We start from the raw sequence: 16,810 nt of genomic DNA, 5'->3' as shown, positions 1-16,810 counted from the left end.
TGCCCGCTTCTCTCCTTGTGTCCGCAAACCTTGCCTAAGTGCAAGGTTTTTTTTTGTAGGATTCAATCGCTAGCCTAACACTATTCATTGATGCAGGAGGTCGGAGACCTTGGCCCAGGAAGCAGAGCACGTGTTAATGGACGAAACGGGAATGCGAAGAGCGCTGACCCGGATCGCTCACGAAATTTTGGAAAGAAACAAAGGCTTCGAGAATTGTGTGCTTATCGGTGTTCGAACCCGCGGCATATACCTTGCCAACCGGATTGCCGAGCGGATCATGGAGATCGAGAACGTTCCGGTTCCGGTAGGCGAGATTGATGTAACGCGCTACCGCGACGACCGGTCGGGCAGGCTGGAGCGGGCGGTCAAGAGCGATGCAGCACCGGCAATGGACATTCACAACAAGAAGGTCATCTTGTTCGATGATGTGCTGTACACAGGCAGAACCGTTAGAGCGGCAATGGACGCTTTGATGGATTTGGGAAGGCCGCAGATGATCCAATTGGGCGTGCTGGTCGACCGAGGCCACCGGGAGCTTCCGATTCGTCCTGATTACGTGGGCAAAAACATTCCGACCTCGCGCCTTGAGAGCATCGAGGTACTGCTTAAAGAAGTGGACGGAGACGACCAGGTCGTCATTACTCAACAAAGGAGGCAAAACGGATGACACAGTTGAAGCTCGCATCGGAGAAACATTTGTTAGGCACCAAAGGGATGAGTGCACAGGACATCACGGCCATATTAGACCGGGCGGCCTATTGGGAGCAATATCCCGTGAAGCTGGCGAACCACTTGCAGGGCCGTTTTGTGGCCAATATGTTTTTTGAAAACAGCACAAGAACGCGATTTTCCTTCGAAGTAGCGGAGAAAAGACTCGGCGCGGAAGTGTTGAACTTCGCGGCTGCAGTATCGAGTGTGCAAAAAGGAGAATCGATATACGATACAGTCAAAACGCTTGAATCTATGGGGATCGACGCCGGCGTGATCCGGATGAAGCCGAACGGCCTGCTGGCCGAGCTGGCGGAGAAGATCAAAGTACCGCTGATCAATGCAGGCGACGGCAACAATGAGCATCCTACGCAAGCGCTGCTCGATCTGTATACGATGCGCAAGCAGTTCGGGCATCTGAAGGGGCTGCACGTAGCGATCATCGGAGATATTCAGCACAGCAGGGTAGCGCGCTCGAACTTATGGGCGCTGCAGACGATGGGAGCCAAAGTAAGCCTGTGTGCTCCGCCATCGATGCAGGCGCCAGAGCTGGCTGCATATGCGCCGTACGTTACGATCGACGAAGCAATCAAGGCCGATGTGGTGATGATGCTGCGGGTGCAGCTGGAGCGCCACGAAGAGAGCGTGTATAAGTCGGCTGCCGACTATCGTGAGGCTTACGGCTTAACCGTGAAAAGGGAAGCGGCGATGGCGCCTCATGCGATCATCATGCACCCTGCGCCGGTCAACCGCGATGTTGAGATAGACGACGAGCTGGTCGAGTGCGAGCGCTCGAAGATTTTCGCCCAGATGGGGCATGGGGTTCCGATAAGAATGGCTGTAATCGAACGGGCATTAAGCTAACATCATTAGCTTCCTAATACGGGCCCGTACATAGAGAAATGCGGGCGAATGAATTCGCTGGGCACACTATAAGCAATGAAGAACGACAGGGAGGGCATTATGGGAATTTGGATCTTGAACGCGCAGGTTGTAGCTACCGGTAACGAGCTGGCGAAACGGCATATTTTAGTAGAAGGCAATGTAGTTGAAACGATAATTGACGCAGCCAACGGCGTGCCGGATACGGCGGGCCACACGGTAGTGGATGCGGCAGGCAAACTGGTAACACCGGGCTTGATCGATATGCACGTGCATCTTCGCGAACCGGGCTTTGAGCATAAAGAAACGATTGCAACCGGAACCCGTTCCGCTGCACGCGGCGGCTACACGACGATCGCCTGCATGCCGAACACCCGGCCGGTAATCGACACGGTCGAGACGGTCAAGTATGTACTGGACAAAGCGGAAACCGAAGGCGTAATTCGCGTCCTGCCATACGGCTGTATTACGAAGAACGAGCTCGGCCGCGAGCTGACCGATTTTGACGCACTGAAAGAGGCCGGCGTTATCGGCTTCACGGACGACGGCGTTGGCGTGCAAAGCGCGCAAATGATGAAGGATGCGATGGCCAAAGCGGCATCGATCGGGCTCCCGGTTATCGCTCACTGCGAAGACAACACGCTGGTAGAGGGCGCTTGGGTAAGCGAAGGAGCATTCTCCAAGAAGCACGGCTTGAAGGGGATTCCGAACGAGTCGGAAGCGATTCATGTAGGCCGTGACGTATTGCTCGCCGAAGCGACAGGCGTTCATTACCATGTGTGCCACGTCAGCACGGAGCAATCCGTTCGCCTGATCCGTCACGCGAAGCAATTCGGCATCAAAGTGACCGCAGAAGTTTGTCCGCACCACCTGCTGCTGTCCGATGAAGACATTCCGGGCATGGATGCGAATTGGAAGATGAATCCTCCGCTCCGCACGCCAAGAGACGTGCAAGCTTGTATCGAAGGGCTGCTGGACGGTACGATCGACATTATCGTTACCGACCATGCACCGCACAGCGAAGAGGAGAAAGCGCGCGGCGTCGACCTGGCTCCTTTCGGAATTGTTGGCTTCGAAACGGCGTTTCCGCTCTTGTATACAAAATTCGTAGCTACCGGCGAATGGACGCTGCAGTTCCTTATAGATAAAATGACTTCCCTTCCGGCGCAAGTGTTCGGATTGCCTTGGGGCACGCTGGAAGTCGGTAAAGAAGCGGATCTGACGATGATCGACCTGGAAACGGAAAAAGAAGTAAATCCTGCGGAATTCGCTTCCAAAGGACGCAACACGCCGTTTACCGGCTGGAAGCTTAAAGGCTGGCCAACATGGACGATGGCAGGCGGCAAGGTCGTTTGGTCGGAAGCCTAAACCACGTTCAGACCTCTAATTGGATATAACGATTGATTAGCATACAGGGATGTTTCTTTAACATGATAAGGAGTTGAAAACGATGCAGGCAAGGTTGTTGTTGGAAGACGGCACGTTATTTACCGGCAAGGCGTTTGGCAGTGAAGGCGAGTCGACGGGTGAAGTCGTATTTAATACAGGGATTACAGGTTATCAGGAAGTTCTCTCCGATCCTTCCTACTGCGGACAGATCGTAACGATGACGTATCCGCTGATCGGAAACTACGGGATTACGCGGGACGATTTCGAATCGATTCGCCCGTTCATTCACGGGTTTGTAGTCCGCGAGCATGAGACGGTTCCAAGTAACTGGAGAGCGGAATATTCCCTCGACAGCCTGTTGAAGGAATATGGCATTATCGGCATCAGCGGCGTTGACACACGGATGCTGACCCGCCGTATCCGCCACCATGGCGTAATGAAAGGGCTGCTGACAACGACCAACAAACCGGTTGCCGAGCTGCTGGAGCAGCTGAAAGCAACTACGCTGATGACGGATCAAGTATCCCGGGTTTCCACGAAATCCGTATTCAGCTGCCCAGGAACGAAGGAGCGGGTCGTACTCGTAGACTTCGGTGCAAAAAGCGGCATCGTTCGTGACTTGACCAAGCGCGGCTGCGACGTAGTAGTCGTTCCTCAGGATGCAACAGCGGATCAAATCCGCCGGTTGGCTCCGGACGGCATTCTGCTCTCGAACGGCCCTGGGGATCCTAAGGACGTTCCTCATGCCGTAACTATGATTTCCGAGCTGCTCGGCGAGTTCCCGATCTTCGGCATCTGCTTGGGTCATCAGCTGTTCGCGCTCGCTTGCGGCGCCGATACCGAGAAGCTGAAATTCGGACATCGCGGGGGCAACCATCCGGTTAAAGATTTGCAAAGCAACCGCTGCTACATCACTTCGCAAAACCACGGCTATACCGTAAAAGACGATTCCATCGCCAATACGGAGCTGGAAGTAACTCATATCAACAACAACGACGGAACCATTGAAGGCTTGAAGCATAAGAAGCATGCGGCGTTCTCGGTACAGTACCATCCGGAAGCGGCACCGGGTCCATTCGACTCCAGCTACTTGTTCGATGACTTCATCCAAATGATCCGCGATTTCAAACAGGCGAATCCACAGCTGCCAAGACAGGCGCAAATTTCCGCGGCTTCCAAGCTGGGCGTACAGCCTGCCGGATCTGCATCGAAAGGAGAACTCCACTATGCCAAAAAATAATAGCTTGAAAAAAATACTCGTTATCGGTTCCGGTCCGATCGTCATCGGACAGGCGGCTGAGTTCGACTACGCCGGTACTCAGGCTTGCCAAGCATTGAAAGAAGAAGGAATGGAAGTTGTCCTGATCAACAGCAACCCTGCTACGATCATGACGGACACGAATATGGCGGACAAGGTTTACATCGAACCTATTACGCTGGAGTTTGTAACGCAAATCATCCGCCAGGAGCGTCCCGACGGATTGCTCCCGACACTCGGCGGTCAAACCGGCTTGAACATGGCGGTTGAACTGGCAAGAGCGGGCGTGCTGGAGCGCGAAAACGTCAAGCTGCTCGGTACTCAGCTGACAGCGATCGAAAAAGCGGAAGACCGCGATTTGTTCCGCGACTTGATGAGAGAGCTGGAGCAGCCGGTACCTGACAGCACGATCGTAACGACGGTGAAAGAAGCGGTTGATTTCGCTAACGAAATCGGCTATCCGATCATCGTTCGCCCTGCCTACACATTGGGCGGTACAGGCGGCGGTATTTGCGCCAACGAAGAAGAGCTGCTGGAGACTGTTGCATCCGGTATCCGCTACAGCCCTATCGGCCAATGCTTGATCGAGAAGAGCATCGCCGGCATGAAAGAAGTCGAATACGAAGTTATGCGCGATGCGAACGACAACTGTATCGTCGTATGTAACATGGAGAACTTCGACCCGGTTGGCGTTCATACAGGCGACAGTATCGTTGTGGCGCCTAGCCAAACGCTGTCCGACCGCGAGTACCAAATGCTCCGTTCGGCATCGCTCAAAATTATCCGCGCCTTAAACATCGAAGGCGGATGTAACGTACAATTCGCGCTGGATCCGTTCAGCTACCAATACTATGTTATCGAGGTAAATCCTCGCGTGAGCCGTTCCTCGGCGCTGGCTTCCAAAGCGACGGGCTACCCGATCGCCAAGATGGCTGCAAAAATTGCGATCGGCTACACTCTGGACGAGATCGTCAACCCGGTAACAGGACAAACTTACGCTTGCTTCGAGCCGACGCTGGACTATATCGTATCCAAAATTCCGCGCTGGCCGTTCGATAAATTTACAGCGGCTAACCGTAAGCTCGGTACGCAAATGAAAGCAACCGGCGAGGTTATGGCTATCGGCCGTACATTCGAGGAATCGATTCATAAAGCGATTCGTTCCCTTGAGATCGGCGTGCACCGCTTATACTTGAAAGAAACAGACCTTTTGGACAAAGAAACGCTGGAAGCGCGTCTGATCAAGCCGGACGACGAGCGGATGTTCCTGATCGCAGAAGCGTTCCGCCGCGGCTATACATTGCAGCAAATTCAAGACTTGACCAAGATCGACTGGTGGTTCCTGAGCAAGCTGGAAGGGCTGATCCAGTTCGAAGAGCAGCTGCTTCAGCCTGAGCTGACCGAAGAGCTGTTGTATGAAGCGAAGCGCAAAGGCTTCACGGATCGTGCGATTGCCGAAATTCGCCGCAATGCGGATAAAGGCTTGAACTTCACGCAAGAAGCGGATATCCGCGCTTACCGTCTGAGCTTGAACCTGAAGCCGGTCTACAAAATGGTAGACACTTGCGCGGCAGAGTTCGAAGCGACGACTCCTTACTACTACTCGACTTACGAGACGGAAGACGAAGTGAAGGAGACGACGAAGCAAAAGGTCGTCGTACTAGGCTCCGGACCTATCCGTATCGGACAAGGCATCGAGTTCGACTACTCTACGGTACATGCCGTATGGGCGATCCAAGCCGCAGGCTATGAAGCGGTTATCATTAACAATAACCCGGAGACGGTTTCTACGGACTTCAACACATCCGACCGTCTGTACTTTGAACCGCTGTTCTTCGAGGACGTAATGAACGTCATCGAGCATGAGAAGCCGATCGGCGTTATCGTTCAGTTCGGCGGACAAACAGCTATCAACCTGGCTGCACCGCTCGCTAAAGCAGGCGTACGCATTCTCGGTACCGACCTTGAAAATATCGATGCAGCGGAAGACCGCAAAAAGTTCGAAGCGCTGCTGCGCGAGCTGAACATCGCTCAACCGCCGGGCGGAACAGTGACTTCCGTCGATCAAGCGGTAGGCATGGCTTCCAAGTTCGGCTATCCGGTACTCGTTCGTCCTTCCTATGTATTGGGCGGACGCGCGATGGAAATCGTTTATTCCGATGAAGAGCTGCTGAGCTACATGGAGTATGCAGTCAAAATCAACCCAGAGCATCCGGTATTGATCGACCGTTATATGCTTGGTAAAGAAGTAGAGGTTGACGCGATTTGCGATAAAGAAACGGTCCTGATCCCAGGTATCATGGAGCACGTCGAGAGAGCGGGCGTACACTCCGGTGACTCGATCGCCGTGTATCCGCCGCAAACCATCTCGGAAGAGATTAAACAGCAAATTATCGATATTACTACGAAAATCGCCAGAGGGCTGCAAGTGGTAGGCTTGGTGAACATCCAGTTCGTCATTTATCAAGACCAAGCTTATGTGATCGAGGTAAACCCTCGTTCCTCCAGAACGGTGCCGTTCTTGAGCAAAGTAACGAAAATTCCTATGGCTAACGTAGCTACCCGCCTCATTATGGGCGAGAAGCTGGCCGACATGGGTTATCAAACAGGCTTGTGGCCGGAAGACGAATACGTATCCGTAAAAGTACCTGTATTCTCCTTCGCCAAATTGCGCCGCGTAGACACGACACTTGGACCGGAAATGAAATCGACCGGCGAGGTTATGGGACGCGACCTCAACTTCGCAAAAGCTCTGTACAAAGGCTTGATCGGTTCCGGGATGAAAATTCCGCCAACCGGTGCGATTATTGCTACAGTAGCGGATAAAGATAAAGCTGAGGCGATCGAAATTTTGACTGGCTTCTACAAGCTTGGCTACAAAATCGTAGCAACCGGCGGAACCGCCAAAGCACTGGAAGAAGCAGGACTGCATGTAACCCGCGTCAACAAGCTGAGCGAAGGCTCGCCGAACATTCTTGACCTGATCCGCAATGGAGAAGCTCACTTCGTCGTCAATACGCTGACGAAAGGCAAAACGCCTGAACGTGACGGTTTCCGTATTCGCCGCGAAGCGGTTGAGAACGGTGTGGTCTGCATGACCTCCCTCGATACGGTTAGAGCGCTGTGGCACATGCTTGAAGCGATCAACTTCCAATCGACGGCTATGCCTGCTCACCACGCATAATAGAGTGAATTGAAGATTAGCACAGTAACCCGGGATGACCAAGGGAAGCTGTGCTAATCCCTTGATTAGGCGGCTCCACCGCTTGAATGTTTGATGAAGCCTGATGAAAATACACAATACAATGGGGAGGCGAGACAGCATGTCAGTGCAAACGAATATCGCGGAACGAATTATGGTGGCTCTGGATTATCCCGACGCCGCAGCGGCTCAGAAGCTGCTTGAATCATTGAGAGGCATTCCTTGCTATATGAAGGTCGGCATGCAGTTGTTTTACAGTGCCGGACCTCAATTCGTAAGCAGTCTGAAGGAGCAGGGCTACAAGGTGTTCCTCGATGTGAAAATGCACGATATTCCGAACACGGTGAAAGGCGGATCGGAAAGTGTGACCCGTCTTGGCGTGGACATGTTCAATGTGCACGCGGCTGGCGGCAAGCAAATGATGGAGGCTGCTCTCGAAGGAGTCGATAAGGCTTTGGCGGGCGGAGGTGCAGCTGAAGCAAATCGACCGATCGTCATCGCCGTGACTCAGCTGACCAGTACAAGCCAAGCCGTGATGAATGAAGAGATCGGCCTGCCGGGAACGGTGGAGGACGCCGTACAGCGTTATGCACAGCTTGCGCAATCTGCAGGATTGCAAGGCGTTGTCGCTTCTCCTTTGGAAGTGACACGAATCAAAGCCGTGTGCGGTTCGGGATTCGTGACCGTTACACCGGGCATTCGTCCGGCAGGCGCAGCCATAGGCGATCAGTCGCGCGTTATGACGCCTGCAGAAGCTTTTGCACAAGGAACGGACTATGTCGTCATCGGGCGTCCGATTACAGCGGCAGAGGACCCTAGAGGCGCACTGGAAGCTATTATTCAATCGGTAGAGTAAGTAGCCACTCGCCGATCTCAAACTATAGATAAAAGGAGTTTTGTCTGATGAGCACAAAAACGATTTCTACGAACCCCCAGCTGGCAGAACGTATTGCAGCGGCCCTTTTGCAAATTGAAGCGGTAGCTCTTCGCCCTGACCCTAGTCAGCCCTTTACATGGACGTCCGGACTCAAATCGCCGATTTATTGCGATAACCGGCTGACGATTTCCTACCCGGAAATCCGCGAGCTGATTGCAGACGGCTTCGTATCCTTGATCCGCGACAACTTCCCGGACGTCGAAGTAATCGCCGGAGCTGCGACTGGCGGCATCCCGCATGCAGCGTGGGTTGCTCAAAAGCTGAACCTGCCTATGGTGTACGTTCGCGACAAAGCGAAAGGCCACGGCAAGGAGAACCTGATCGAAGGAACGATTCGCCCGGGACAAAAAACCGTCGTTATCGAAGACTTGATTTCCACAGGCGGCAGCTCGTTGAAGGTTGCTTTGGCAGTTAATGATGCAGGCGCTAATGCTCTGGGCGTGCTCGGGATTTTCTCCTACCAGTTCGACAAAGCAACGGAAGCGTTCGCCGGCGCAGGAATTCCGTTCGAAACGCTGTCCAATTACACGACGCTATTGGATGTAGCCTTGAAACAAGGCAGCATTCAAGAGTCGGATGTGGAAGTGCTGAAGTCTTGGCGCGTAAATCCGAGCGAATACGGTAAATAACCTATTATGGACATGCCCCATACTCGTCTTTCTGCAAAGAAAGCCGGTGTGGGGCTTTTTTGCCGCTTATTGAACAAAAAAATCGCGGAGCCTCCCTTCCTGGTGAGGGTGTCCGCGATTTTGTTACCATAATAGAATTTTATAACATTCCGAGGTCATTTTTTGAGCAATTCCAGACGGTACACATATTCGAACAAATATTCAAATGCTTCCAGATTGCGCTTGGCTTCGAAAGCATTGGCGCCCCAAGCGTAAATGCCGTGCTTGCGCAGCATGATGCCAGGGACGCGTGGAACGATGGCGTCTTGTACCAGCTCGGCAATCCTTGGAATGTCCGCATAGTTAGGCAGGATAGGCACTTCGATCTGCGCCTCTTCGTCCCAAATGTTGAATGCTTTGATCAGCTCGACACCTTCGACAGGGATCGATTTGCGCTCCCAGAACAGCTCCGAGACGAGATTGTTGAATACGGTATGGACATGGAAAATCGCCCCGCAGCCCGTTGCTTTATAAATTTCACAATGGATTAATGTTTCCGCCGACGGCTTAAGTCCTGTCGTTTCCGTAGGCTGTCCCTTATCATCCACCAGAAGAAAATCGGAAGGTGTGTTCACCGATTTGTCTTTACCGCTGGCGGTAATGGCGAAAGTAAATTGCTCCGGGGCGAAATCGCCTACACGGATGGACAGGTTGCCGCTGGTGGCAGGAAACCAGCCCTTTGCCGCTAAAATGGTCTTTACTTCCCGAAGCTCGGCGAACGCCTGCTGCTTCTCTTCCAATCGAAGCGTGCTGCTCACTTGACTTTCAACTCCTCTAATTGCTTGATAATGTCATGAAAATCCTCAAAGGCATAATAGTTCAATCCTAAATCCTTGCACAGGTCGACCAGAATGGAGCGGGCAAATACGGTTTCCACCAGCTTCGCTCCTTCAAAATCCGTTACACTGTCACCGATCAGAATCCGCTCGTAAGCTTCCGGCGAGTAGCCGCGGATAATAGCCGTTTTGCACATTCCGCAATCATTGTGACAGTGCTCGTCGCAGGAATGCGGCCATAGGATTTCGATATGGCTTCCGCTGAAGTCGCTGCCGTTGCAGTAAATGTGATCTTTCGGAATATCGAACTCCGACAGCACAGGATAGACGAAAAAGTCGATCCCGCCGCTCGTGACGTAAAATTCGATTTCGTTATCCTTGCAATAGGCAAGCAGCTCCTTGAAGCCGGGGCGTATGACTACGTTATTGATCGCATAATCGACGACTTCCTGCTTGCGGGAAGTTGGCAGCAAGGCAAACATGCGGCCTACACCTTCGCGAATCGAGATCGATTTGGCGAGAACCTGCTCAACCAGCCGATCCCAACCTGGCGGCTGAAAATGCTTCATGATGGCGACGATATTGTCGTTAACGGTGATGGTGCCGTCAAAATCGCAAAAGATGATCCGTTTCCTGCTCATTCTCTAATCCCCCAAGCTTCGATTGCTGCTCTCAGCTCCGGATGCTGCTCTGCATAATCCTTCAGCGATACACCGGCTTGGCATGCGGCAATGGCTTGACGGAATGCTTGTCCGCCTGCGATAGTGCCCATAGGATGGCCATGGATACCTCCGCCCGCATTGACGACGACCTGCTCGCCGAAATCCTTCAGGATGAGCGGCACAAGACCAGGGTGAATGCCTGCGGACGGAACCGGGAAGCTAGTTTTCAGCGGCAGGGAAGCGGCCGTTTCTCCGTTGGCACTGTATACGTAATCCGAAGTCTGTCCGGTTAACAGCACTTCCTTGATCGCCATGTTCTCCTCACGCGGCATGACGACGGATCCGTATGGCGACGGAAACAGGACCAGATCGGCACCGGCCAGACGCATCAGCTTGCCCAGCAGCACATTGGCGGCAATTCCGTAATGCGGCGATGGATAGAAGGCGCCGGCCATCGCCGGATGGGCCATGATCGGCACGCTGATGTCCGGATGACGGCTTAGCTCTGCGAGTGTGTCAAATCCATAGGCAAGAACGTTAAACAATAAAGCGTTAGCTCCGGCATCGATTGCCTTGCGGGCTTGATCCAGCAGGCTGAAGGTAGGACCGGTCAAATTAGTTGCGTACAGCAGCTTTTGACCCGTAACCTGTTCCGCTTGTGCGGCTGCCTGCAGGCAAGCTTCCACACGCCGTTCAATCGGCGTCAGCGGATTCTCAAATAAAATCTCGTCATCCTTGATCAGATCGACGCCGCCTGCCGCCTGCAAGTAAAACTGCTCGCGAAGCGTAGACAGGTCGTGTCCGATTACGGATTTGAAAATACTCATCAACAGCGGGCGGTCATGGACTCCAAGAAGATCCCTTACGCCCTGCATGCCGAATTTAGGTCCTGGGAAAGCAGACAGGAACTCGCTGGAGAACTGAAGATCGATCAGCTTGACCCGGCCGTCCATGGAGAGCTTACCGAATACCGTAACAAGCAAAGCAGGGATATCCCGGCTGAAATTGGCATCCGGATAGGCGATGGAAATGTCCGCGTAACGCTCCGATGCAGGTGCGCCGGGAGCGGGCTCATGCACCTTAATATCGACCACTTTGCCGAGATGGCGCTCCATTTCGGCTTTCTTGGCTTCCGGCAGATCGGTCCAGCTGCCCACCGTCAGCCCGACGGCGATACCTTGTGCTTTTTTGGCAAAATCCGCTTTCTCATCATGGCAGCGATAGGTGGCAACACAATATGAATTTAACAACACGTACACCTACTTTTATTTAGATTGAACGGCAGCAGCCTGGGATGAAATCGCTTCTCCCAGCTCGCCTGCCCGTTCTGCCGAGCGCAGAACCGCTTTAGTCACACCGACGGAGAAATCGTGACGTTCCAACGTTTCCAGCGCAGCCTGGGTTGTTCCGTTAGGTGAAGTAACCTTACGACGCAAATCCGCAGGATCCTCGCCTGTCAGTTCAACCATTTTGGCTGCTCCGAGTACGGTTTGCACCGTTAGTTGCTTTGCAGCCTCAGGGGTAAGACCGCCGCGGATGCCGCCTTCGATCATAGCCTCCATCATGTAGTAAATATATGCCGGTCCGCTGCCGGAAACGCCGGTCACGATGTCGAGCTTCGACTCCTCCACGACCGATACGATGCCGGTAGAGGCGAACATGTCAATGGCCAGCTTCTGCTGCTCGGCGCTGGTGCCGGAGGAGAAGCTGATGCCGGTTGCTCCAAGTCCGATGGAGCTCGACGTATTAGGCATTGTGCGGACGATGGGCTGTCCGCTGGTGCCGAGCACAGCTTCAATCGTGGCGATGGACATTCCGGCGATCACGGATACAAGCAGCGCGGAAGGCTTCAGTTGGGAGCTGAGCGAAGTCAGCCCTTCGATGGCGTCTTTCGGCTTGAATGCCACGACGACGACATCCGCTTCCGTAACGGCGCGGAGCTTGTCGACTTCATTCGCAGCATAGCTGACCCCATAACGGTCATGAAGAGACTTCAGACGGTCCGTATCCTGTCTGTTAATCATGGTAATTCGGGCAGGATTATCGTTCTTACCCGACGTCAGCCCCCGAACGATGGCTTCAGCCATTGAGCCTGCGCCTATGAATGTGATGTTGGCGGTGGATAAAGACATAGCTTGTCGTCTCCTTTGCTAGCAGGTAATGTTGAGTAACGATTTTATACAAAATGACTTAGCCGCGAATTTGTCCGCTGCCGCTGATGCAATATTTGGTAGAGGTCATCTCAGGCAGCCCCATAGGTCCGCGGGCATGGAGCTTCTGGGTGCTGATGCCGATTTCCGCACCGAACCCGAATTCGAAGCCGTCGGTAAACCGTGTGGATGCGTTATGATACACGGCTGCTGCGTCGACTTCCTGCAGGAAGCGGGCGGCATGCTCAGCCGTTTCCGTGACGATGCATTCCGAATGCATTGTTCCATGCCGGCGGATATGTTCCATAGCTTCGTCCAGCCCATCGACGACGCGGATGTTGAGTATATAGTCGTTGTACTCCGTATCCCAATCCTGGTCGGATGCGGCGTTGATGGAAGGAACCAGCTCGCGTGCCATTGCGTCCCCGCGAAGCTCTACCTTGTTCTCCGAAAAGGTTTGTGCCAAAGAAGCGAGACGGTCTTGCGCGAAGCTCCGATGGACGAGCAGCGTCTCCATGGAATTGCATACGGAAGGGCGTTGGACTTTGGCGTTCAATGCGATATTCAAAGCCATTTCATATTGTGCGGTATCGTCAATATAAGTATGACAAATGCCGGCTCCCGTTTCAATGACAGGCACGGTTGCATTTTGCACGACATTTTGAATCAAGGAATGCCCTCCGCGAGGGATCAGGACGTCCAGCAGACCGTTCAGCTTCAGCATCTCATCGACGGAGGAACGGTTAGGATCGAGAACAAGCTGAATGGCATCAGCCGGTACATCGGTACGGGAGAGGGTTTCATGCATGACTTCCACGATTCGTTTGTTGGATTGCAGCGCTGCCGAGCCCCCGCGAAGCACAACGGCGTTGCCGGTTTTGAGGCACAGTCCGGCGGCATCGACGGTAACGTTAGGGCGTGCTTCATAGATCATGCCAATGACCCCGATAGGCACGCGGATTTTGCGGATATGCAAGCCGTTAGGACGATCGAATTCCTCAAGCACGTCGCCGACCGGATCGGCCAGGTCGACAACCTCTCTGAGCCCTTGGGCAATAGCTTCGACACGCTTCTCGTCAAGCTTGATGCGATCCAGAAGCGAATCACTGGTTCCATTTTTCTTGCCCTCGGCAAGATCCAGCTTGTTGGCTTCTATGATGGATGCCGACTCCGCGACGAGAGCATCGGCGATGAGAAGCAGGGCGTTGTTCTTTTGCTCGGTTGACAAATTGGCCAAGCGTGGAGCTGCTTTTTTGGCTAAAGTCGCTTTTTGGACAACTTCGCTTGCCGTTTGAGTTTGTTGTGCTGTCATTGTTAATTCCTCCTTTTAATTAGTAAATATAGAGGCTATACCTGCTTGTGAACGGATAGCGTAATCCATTCGTCACGGTGGATCACTTCAATCCGGTTGACCTCAATACGCTTCTGCACTTCCTCGGTGCTAAGACCGGCAACGGCCTGAAGCTGCCATTTGGTGTAGTTGACGACGCCGCGGCCGATCGTTTGCTGATCGAGATTTACAACCTCGACCACATCACCGGGATGAAAATCGCCGGTGATTTCGGTTACTCCTGCCGGCAGGAGGCTTTTGCCTCCGACGATTAGAGCGTGCTCGGCACCTGCGTCCACCGTAATGCGGCCTTGCGGGGAAGAGTGGAAGCCGAGCCACTGCTTTTTGACCGGCAAATTGTGCTCATTCGTTTCGAAATAGGTGCCTTTGCCTTTGCCTTCGATGGCGAGCGACAAATCTCCATCCTCCATAACCCGGCCAATGAAGAGAGGGACGCCGCCTCTCATAGCGATACGGGCCGCTTCAATCTTGGAGCGCATGCCCCCTGTACCTACGGAGGAGCCGGAACCGCCGGCGATGCGGAACAGATCCTCGCTGATTTGGGTTACGAGATTCAATCGCTGCGCATTAGGGTTATGCCGCGGATCTTCCGTGTACAGGCCGTCGATATCGGTTAAAATGACGAGCTGTTTGGCTCTGACGAGATTCGCCACCAAGGCGGACAACGTATCGTTGTCCCCGAACTTCAATTCGTCGACGACTACCGTGTCGTTCTCGTTAATGATAGGGATCATCCCGTGGCGCAGCAGCTCTTCGATCGTCATGGAAGCATTGTGGATTCGCTTGCGGTTCGAGAAGTCGGAGCGCGTCAGCAAAATTTGCGCAACGCCTATGCCGTGGGCCGCGAACGCTTCGTGATAAGCCTGCATCAGGAGCGCCTGGCCGACCGAGGCCGAAGCCTGCTTTTCATGCAAAAGCTTGGGGCGGGTTATGTATCCCATTTCGCGAAAGCCTGCCGCTACGGCACCGGACGTTACCAGCAGCACTTGATAGCCTTGCTTGTGCAGCTGTGAAAGCTCGGAGGCGAAGAACACGATTTTGCTGCGGTTCAGTCCGCCTTCATCGGAGGTAAGAGAGCTGCTGCCGATTTTGATGACAATGGTTTGCTGCATGGAGGGATCACTTCTTTCTGCCATATAAATAAAATGGAAAACAAATCGCATTTAGGTTGGAGACTGTAAGATAACGGTGATAGAGCCTGATGAAAACACAAAAAGCTCCCGTCCACTAAGGACGGAAGCTGATATCTTCCGCGGTACCACCTTAATTGATGATAAAACATCCAACTTGATAGCCTTATTAACGGCAAGGGCAGCAACCGTCCAACTCATCGTTGGCCGTTCCGGGGCGGGTTCGGACAGTGTTCACGGTAAATTCTTTCAGCCGGTGGAATTTACTCTCTGGGCGTGCATGGACTTCCTACTGTTCCCATCATCACGTTTCGATTTCTTATAAGCATAGCACGCATCCGGCGGTTTTGTAAAGGTAGCTTGGCCTAATCGGCATTACACGAATAGGTTCAGCTTGGCTACCCGCTCCACGGCTTCCTGCAAGCGGGCTTCCGGCGTCAGCAGGCCGAGCCTAACATAGCCTTCGCCGTTTTCGCCGAAGCCGATGCCAGGGGCAACGACGATCTTAGCTTCTTCCAGCAGCAAGTCGGCAAGCGACGCCGAAGTGTGGCCTTTTGGAACCGGCAGCCAGGTGAAGAAGGAGCCTTGCGAGCGGTTCGCTTTCCAGCCGATGCGATCGAGTGAAGCATAAAGGGCGTCTCTGCGGCCTTGATACATCGCGAGCAGGTCGCGGACGCAATCCTGCGGGCCTGTCAGCGCCGCTGCAGCGGCTTCTTGGATGCCGCCGAACAGACTGCAGTAGTAATGATCCTGAATCAGGTTGATCATGCGCACGATCTCTTTGTTGCCCAGAGCAAAGCCGACTCGCCAGCCGGCCATGTTATACGTTTTGGACAGCGTATAAAACTCGACGCCGACTTCTTTGGCACCGGGAAGCTGGAGGAAGCTGATCGGCTTCTGACCGTCGAAGCCGAGAGCGCCGTAGGCGAAATCACTGGCAACGACAATGCCGTGCTTCGCTGCGAAACGGATCGTCTCTTCATAAAAGGAAGCGGGAGCAGCTGCACCCGTAGGATTGTTCGGGTAATTGATGAACATGAGCTTCGCCTGGTTCAGATCCGCTTCCGGAATCGCGCTGTAATCCGGCAGGAAGGCATTCGATTCCCGGAGCGGCATAAATGACATGCGGGCACCTGCCAAAGCGACTCCGGACCAATAGTCGGGATAACCAGGGTCAGGGACGAGGCATACGTCACCGGGATTCAGCAAGCATTGGCTGATTTCGACCAGTCCGGTTTTGCCTCCGAACAGGATCGCGACCTCCGTCTCGGGGTCCAGCTCGACACCGTAATCTTCCTTATAGCGAGCGGCAACAGCCTGCTTCAGAAACAAAAATCCGTTGAATGGCGGATAACGGTGATACAGCGGGTTTTCCGCAGCTTCCTGAAGCTTCTTAACTATATGGGCAGGCGTCGGTTGATCGGGATTTCCTTGTCCCAAATTAATGACGTCATGTCCCGCGGCGATTTGCGCATTGGCTTTGCCGACCAGCTTCGCAAAAAATTGCGTAGGCAGCTCCTGCATACGTTCGGCGGGTTGAATAGGGAATGCGGAAATGCGGGTTGAAGCAGTACTCATTTATGGTCACTCTCCATTGATTTGTATAAGCTTGCCGTTCTAACGGGCTAGCAATAATGTATCATGAATCGATGCGACTGTATAGAACTCGAAGTCATTTATCCCACTTAGCGCATTGG

14 protein-coding genes are annotated in these 16,810 nt (G+C 53.5%); 7 read left to right on the top strand and 7 right to left on the bottom strand.

What is annotated here, in order from left to right; all coding sequences use genetic code 11:
• Positions 1–136: 136 nt before the first annotated feature.
• From pyrR to pyrE, 7 genes are all read left to right on the top strand, one after another.
• Positions 137–667 carry a bifunctional pyr operon transcriptional regulator/uracil phosphoribosyltransferase PyrR gene (gene pyrR, locus DVH26_RS25675; protein WP_239635488.1) on the top strand — a complete coding sequence of 177 codons (531 nt, stop codon included), beginning with the start codon at positions 137–139 and terminating at the stop codon, positions 665–667.
• A complete protein-coding gene (locus tag DVH26_RS25670) occupies positions 664–1,572 on the top strand; it encodes an aspartate carbamoyltransferase catalytic subunit (protein WP_239626893.1) in 909 nt (302 codons plus the stop codon). Before pyrR ends, DVH26_RS25670 begins: the two co-directional genes overlap by 4 nt.
• A gap of 99 nt (positions 1,573–1,671) precedes the next feature.
• Positions 1,672–2,958, top strand: coding sequence for a dihydroorotase (locus tag DVH26_RS25665; RefSeq protein ID WP_239626891.1), 1,287 nt, complete (start codon positions 1,672–1,674; stop codon positions 2,956–2,958).
• Between the two features lie 82 nt (positions 2,959–3,040).
• Entirely contained in the window at positions 3,041–4,219 is a 1,179-nt protein-coding gene (locus tag DVH26_RS25660) for a carbamoyl phosphate synthase small subunit (RefSeq protein WP_239626888.1), read from the top strand.
• The gene (carB, locus tag DVH26_RS25655) at positions 4,206–7,421 is read left to right on the top strand and encodes a carbamoyl-phosphate synthase large subunit (protein ID WP_239626885.1); all 3,216 of its coding nucleotides are present in this window, start codon (positions 4,206–4,208) and stop codon (positions 7,419–7,421) included. The genes DVH26_RS25660 and carB overlap by 14 nt, the downstream gene beginning before the upstream one ends.
• Positions 7,422–7,560: 139 nt before the next feature.
• Positions 7,561–8,295 carry an orotidine-5'-phosphate decarboxylase gene (gene pyrF, locus DVH26_RS25650; protein WP_275590424.1) on the top strand — a complete coding sequence of 245 codons (735 nt, stop codon included), beginning with the start codon at positions 7,561–7,563 and terminating at the stop codon, positions 8,293–8,295.
• Positions 8,296–8,342: 47 nt separating this feature from the next.
• The gene (gene pyrE / locus DVH26_RS25645; RefSeq protein ID WP_239626883.1) at positions 8,343–9,005 is read left to right on the top strand and encodes an orotate phosphoribosyltransferase; all 663 of its coding nucleotides are present in this window, start codon (positions 8,343–8,345) and stop codon (positions 9,003–9,005) included.
• Between the two features lie 155 nt (positions 9,006–9,160).
• Here the strand turns inward: pyrE and mtnB are convergent, their stop codons facing one another.
• The 7 genes from mtnB to DVH26_RS25610 all read right to left on the bottom strand — a co-directional run bounded on the left by mtnB (position 9,161) and on the right by DVH26_RS25610 (position 16,691).
• Complete coding sequence (gene mtnB, locus DVH26_RS25640; protein ID WP_239626880.1) at positions 9,161–9,802, bottom strand: methylthioribulose 1-phosphate dehydratase; 642 nt, start codon at positions 9,800–9,802, stop codon at positions 9,161–9,163.
• Positions 9,799–10,461, bottom strand: coding sequence for a 2-hydroxy-3-keto-5-methylthiopentenyl-1-phosphate phosphatase (locus DVH26_RS25635; protein WP_239626877.1), 663 nt, complete (start codon positions 10,459–10,461; stop codon positions 9,799–9,801). Before DVH26_RS25635 ends, mtnB begins: the two co-directional genes overlap by 4 nt.
• A complete protein-coding gene (locus tag DVH26_RS25630; RefSeq protein ID WP_481857544.1) occupies positions 10,458–11,732 on the bottom strand; it encodes a 2,3-diketo-5-methylthiopentyl-1-phosphate enolase in 1,275 nt (424 codons plus the stop codon). Before DVH26_RS25630 ends, DVH26_RS25635 begins: the two co-directional genes overlap by 4 nt.
• A 15-nt stretch (positions 11,733–11,747) precedes the next feature.
• Entirely contained in the window at positions 11,748–12,614 is an 867-nt protein-coding gene (gene proC / locus DVH26_RS25625) for a pyrroline-5-carboxylate reductase (RefSeq protein ID WP_239626872.1), read from the bottom strand.
• Between the two features lie 58 nt (positions 12,615–12,672).
• Positions 12,673–13,944, bottom strand: a complete 1,272-nt coding sequence (locus DVH26_RS25620; RefSeq protein WP_239626869.1) for a glutamate-5-semialdehyde dehydrogenase — start codon at positions 13,942–13,944, stop codon at positions 12,673–12,675.
• Positions 13,945–13,979: 35 nt separating this feature from the next.
• A complete protein-coding gene (proB, locus tag DVH26_RS25615; protein ID WP_239626866.1) occupies positions 13,980–15,095 on the bottom strand; it encodes a glutamate 5-kinase in 1,116 nt (371 codons plus the stop codon).
• A 393-nt stretch (positions 15,096–15,488) separates the two neighbouring features.
• Positions 15,489–16,691, bottom strand: a complete 1,203-nt coding sequence (locus DVH26_RS25610) for a pyridoxal phosphate-dependent aminotransferase (protein WP_239626863.1) — start codon at positions 16,689–16,691, stop codon at positions 15,489–15,491.
• Positions 16,692–16,810: the final 119 nt, after the last annotated feature.

Origin of the sequence: Paenibacillus sp. H1-7 (assembly GCF_022354825.1) — a bacterium.
Taxonomy (GTDB): domain Bacteria; phylum Bacillota; class Bacilli; order Paenibacillales; family NBRC-103111; genus Paenibacillus_S.
Note: the sequence above shows the minus strand (reverse complement) of the source record. Positions and strands in the feature narration are given on the sequence as shown.

Bases quoted from the DNA above. Each gene is read 5' to 3' on its own strand.
- pyrR (WP_239635488.1), top strand. From the start codon at position 137: ATGGACGAAACGGGAATGCGAAGAGCGCTGACCCGGATCGCTCACGAA.
- DVH26_RS25670 (WP_239626893.1), top strand. From the start codon at position 664: ATGACACAGTTGAAGCTCGCATCGGAGAAACATTTGTTAGGCACCAAA.
- DVH26_RS25665 (WP_239626891.1), top strand. From the start codon at position 1,672: ATGGGAATTTGGATCTTGAACGCGCAGGTTGTAGCTACCGGTAACGAG.
- DVH26_RS25660 (WP_239626888.1), top strand. From the start codon at position 3,041: ATGCAGGCAAGGTTGTTGTTGGAAGACGGCACGTTATTTACCGGCAAG.
- carB (WP_239626885.1), top strand. From the start codon at position 4,206: ATGCCAAAAAATAATAGCTTGAAAAAAATACTCGTTATCGGTTCCGGT.
- pyrF (WP_275590424.1), top strand. From the start codon at position 7,561: ATGTCAGTGCAAACGAATATCGCGGAACGAATTATGGTGGCTCTGGAT.
- pyrE (WP_239626883.1), top strand. From the start codon at position 8,343: ATGAGCACAAAAACGATTTCTACGAACCCCCAGCTGGCAGAACGTATT.
- DVH26_RS25635 (WP_239626877.1), bottom strand. From the start codon at position 10,461: ATGAGCAGGAAACGGATCATCTTTTGCGATTTTGACGGCACCATCACC.
- proC (WP_239626872.1), bottom strand. From the start codon at position 12,614: ATGTCTTTATCCACCGCCAACATCACATTCATAGGCGCAGGCTCAATG.
- DVH26_RS25620 (WP_239626869.1), bottom strand. From the start codon at position 13,944: ATGACAGCACAACAAACTCAAACGGCAAGCGAAGTTGTCCAAAAAGCG.
- proB (WP_239626866.1), bottom strand. From the start codon at position 15,095: ATGCAGCAAACCATTGTCATCAAAATCGGCAGCAGCTCTCTTACCTCC.
- DVH26_RS25610 (WP_239626863.1), bottom strand. From the start codon at position 16,691: ATGAGTACTGCTTCAACCCGCATTTCCGCATTCCCTATTCAACCCGCC.